Below are 2,409 nucleotides of genomic sequence, written 5' to 3' on the forward strand. Positions count from 1 at the left end.
GGGAGGATCAAATGACCTTGCGCGTCAGCTTCACCATGCTTGCCCTGGTCGCCTTGGCCACCCAGGCGCAGGCGTTCGAAATATCCAGCCCGTCGGTCTCCGACGGCAAATGGGATGCGAAATATCTCGGCGACAAGGCCGGCTGCGGCGGACAGAGCGTCTCGATCGCGCTTGCCTGGAAGGATCCGCCGGCCGGCACGAAGAGCTATGCGCTGACCATGTTCGACACCGACGCCAATGGCGGCAAAGGGTTCTGGCACTGGCTGGCCTGGAACATCCCGGCGAGCGCCAAGGGACTGCGCGAGGGCGCCGGCGCGCAGGGTGGCAAGCGCATGCCCAAGGGCTCGGTACTGGGTAAAGGCGACGTCGGCCGCGTCGGCTATTTCGGCCCGTGCCCGCCGCCCGGCAGCGGCGACCATCACTATGTCTTCACGCTCTATGCGCTGGGCGAAAAGACGCTGCGCACGCCGGGCAATCCGCTGCCGGACATGGTCTCGGTCGCCGCCAAGAGTTCCGCGCTCGGCCAGGCGACGGTGACGTATACTTATGGGAGGTAGCTAATCTCCCCCCTTGATGGGGAGATTACCCTCACTCCGCCGCCTCCAGCTTGTCCTGCGTCTTCGTCTCGAAGTCGCTGGCGTCGTGGCGCTCGCGCAGCTGGAAGGCCGGATCGCCGGACATGCGGTTGACCATGCGCCCGCGGCTCACCGCCGGCCGCGCATCGATCGCGTCGGCCCAGCGCTGGACGTTCTTGTACTCGTGCACGGACAGGAACTCCGCGGCGTTGTTGTAGCTGCGGCCCTTGGCGAGCCCGCCGTACCATGGCCAAACCGCAATGTCGGCGATGGTGTAATCGGGGCCTGCGAGATATTCGCTCTCCGCCAGCCTGCGGTCGAGCACGTCCATCTGCCGCTTGGTCTCCATGGCGAAGCGGTCGATCGCATATTCGATCTTGTGCGGCGCATAGGCGTAGAAATGGCCGAAGCCGCCGCCGAGATAGGGTGCGGAACCCATCTGCCAGAACAGCCAGGAAAATGTTTCCGCGCGCGCCGCGCGCTCGGTCGGCAGGAACGCGCCGAATTTTTCGGCGAGATAGGTGAGGATCGAGCCGGACTCGAACACGCGCACCGGCTTCGGCTCGCTGCGGTCCATCAGCGCCGGGATCTTCGAGTTCGGGTTGACCTCGACGAATCCGCTGCCGAACTGGTCGCCGTCGCCGATCTTGATCAGCCAGGCGTCGTATTCGGCGCCCTTGTGGCCGAGCGCCAGAAGCTCCTCCAGCATGATCGTCACTTTCTGACCGTTGGGCGTGGCCAGCGAGTAGAGCTGCAGCGGGTGCTTGCCGACCGGCAATTCCTTCTCATGCGTCGGGCCCGCGATCGGCCGGTTGATCGAAGCGAACTCACCGCCATTCGGCTTGTTCCAGGTCCAGACTTTCGGCGGGATATATTCGTCCATGTGCGGAGGCCTTGTGGGTTCGGCTTGTGGGTTCAGGGGGCTGCGACGTCTGCTGATGGCGATAGACTTAGGTGCGGTTGCGCGCGCGTCAAAGAAAAAAGTTCAATCTTCGTTGAACTTAGTGTTTGTGCCAGTGCCTTTCCCTTCTCCCACAAGGGAGCAAGAGAGAAATCCGCCCTTGCACCACGCTCCTTTGGCCATACCTATAGAAAAAGACCCGCAATGCAGGATGGATCGATGACCATCGGGAAAATTTCGCGCTCTGTCGTTGCCGTGCGCGCCACGGTGCCGGACGACGCTTTCACCGCCAACGCGCTGGGCACGCGCCGCGAAGGCAGCGGCGTGGTGATCCGCGACAATGGGCTGGTGCTCACGATAGGCTACCTCATCACCGAGGCCGAGGAAGTGTGGCTGACCGACCAGGACGGCCGCGTGGTCGCGGCCCACGCGCTGGCCTACGACCAGGAGACCGGTTTCGGCCTCGTCCAGGCGCTGGCGCCGCTCGGCCTGCCGCCCGTCCAGTTCGGCAACGCCAGGAAGGCCAATATCGGCGATGCCGTGACGCTCGCCGACGGCATCGGCCAGCAGGTCGATGCGCATATCGTCACCAAGCAGGAATTCGCCGGCTACTGGGAATATCTGATCGACGAGGCGATCTTTACGGCGCCGGCGCATCCGTCCTGGGGCGGCGCCGCGCTGTTCGACGGCGACGGCAAGCTGCTCGGTGTCGGTTCGCTGCGCCTGCAGATGAGCCGGGCCGGCGAGGTCGCCGACATCAATATGGTCGTGCCCATCGACCTTTTGACGCCGATCCTCGACGATCTCATCAAGCGCGGCCAGACCGCGACGGCGCCGCGCCCTTGGCTCGGCGCCTTCTCGGCCGAGTCGAACGGCATGGTGGTGGTGATGAGCGTGGCGGAAGGTGGCCCGGCCGCCAAGGCGGGCCTGCGT

At 64.8% G+C, this 2,409-nt stretch carries 3 protein-coding genes; 2 read left to right on the forward strand and 1 reads right to left on the reverse strand.

The window, feature by feature from the left end; all coding sequences use genetic code 11:
• Nucleotides 1-557, forward strand: a 557-nt coding sequence (locus tag EOD07_RS30920; RefSeq protein ID WP_206519610.1) for a YbhB/YbcL family Raf kinase inhibitor-like protein, incomplete at its 5' end; no start/stop codon positions are given.
• A 31-nt stretch (nt 558-588) separates the two neighbouring features.
• Here the strand turns inward: EOD07_RS30920 and yghU are convergent.
• On the reverse strand, nt 589-1,458 hold the full coding sequence (yghU, locus tag EOD07_RS30925; RefSeq protein ID WP_041009511.1) for a glutathione-dependent disulfide-bond oxidoreductase: 870 nt from the start codon (nt 1,456-1,458) through the stop codon (nt 589-591).
• A 237-nt stretch (nt 1,459-1,695) separates the two neighbouring features.
• Between yghU and EOD07_RS30930 the strand changes: the two genes are divergently transcribed.
• Nucleotides 1,696-2,409, forward strand: a 714-nt coding sequence (locus tag EOD07_RS30930; RefSeq protein ID WP_164772712.1) for a S1C family serine protease, incomplete at its 3' end; no start/stop codon positions are given.

The organism is Mesorhizobium sp. M2C.T.Ca.TU.002.02.1.1 (assembly GCF_003997225.1).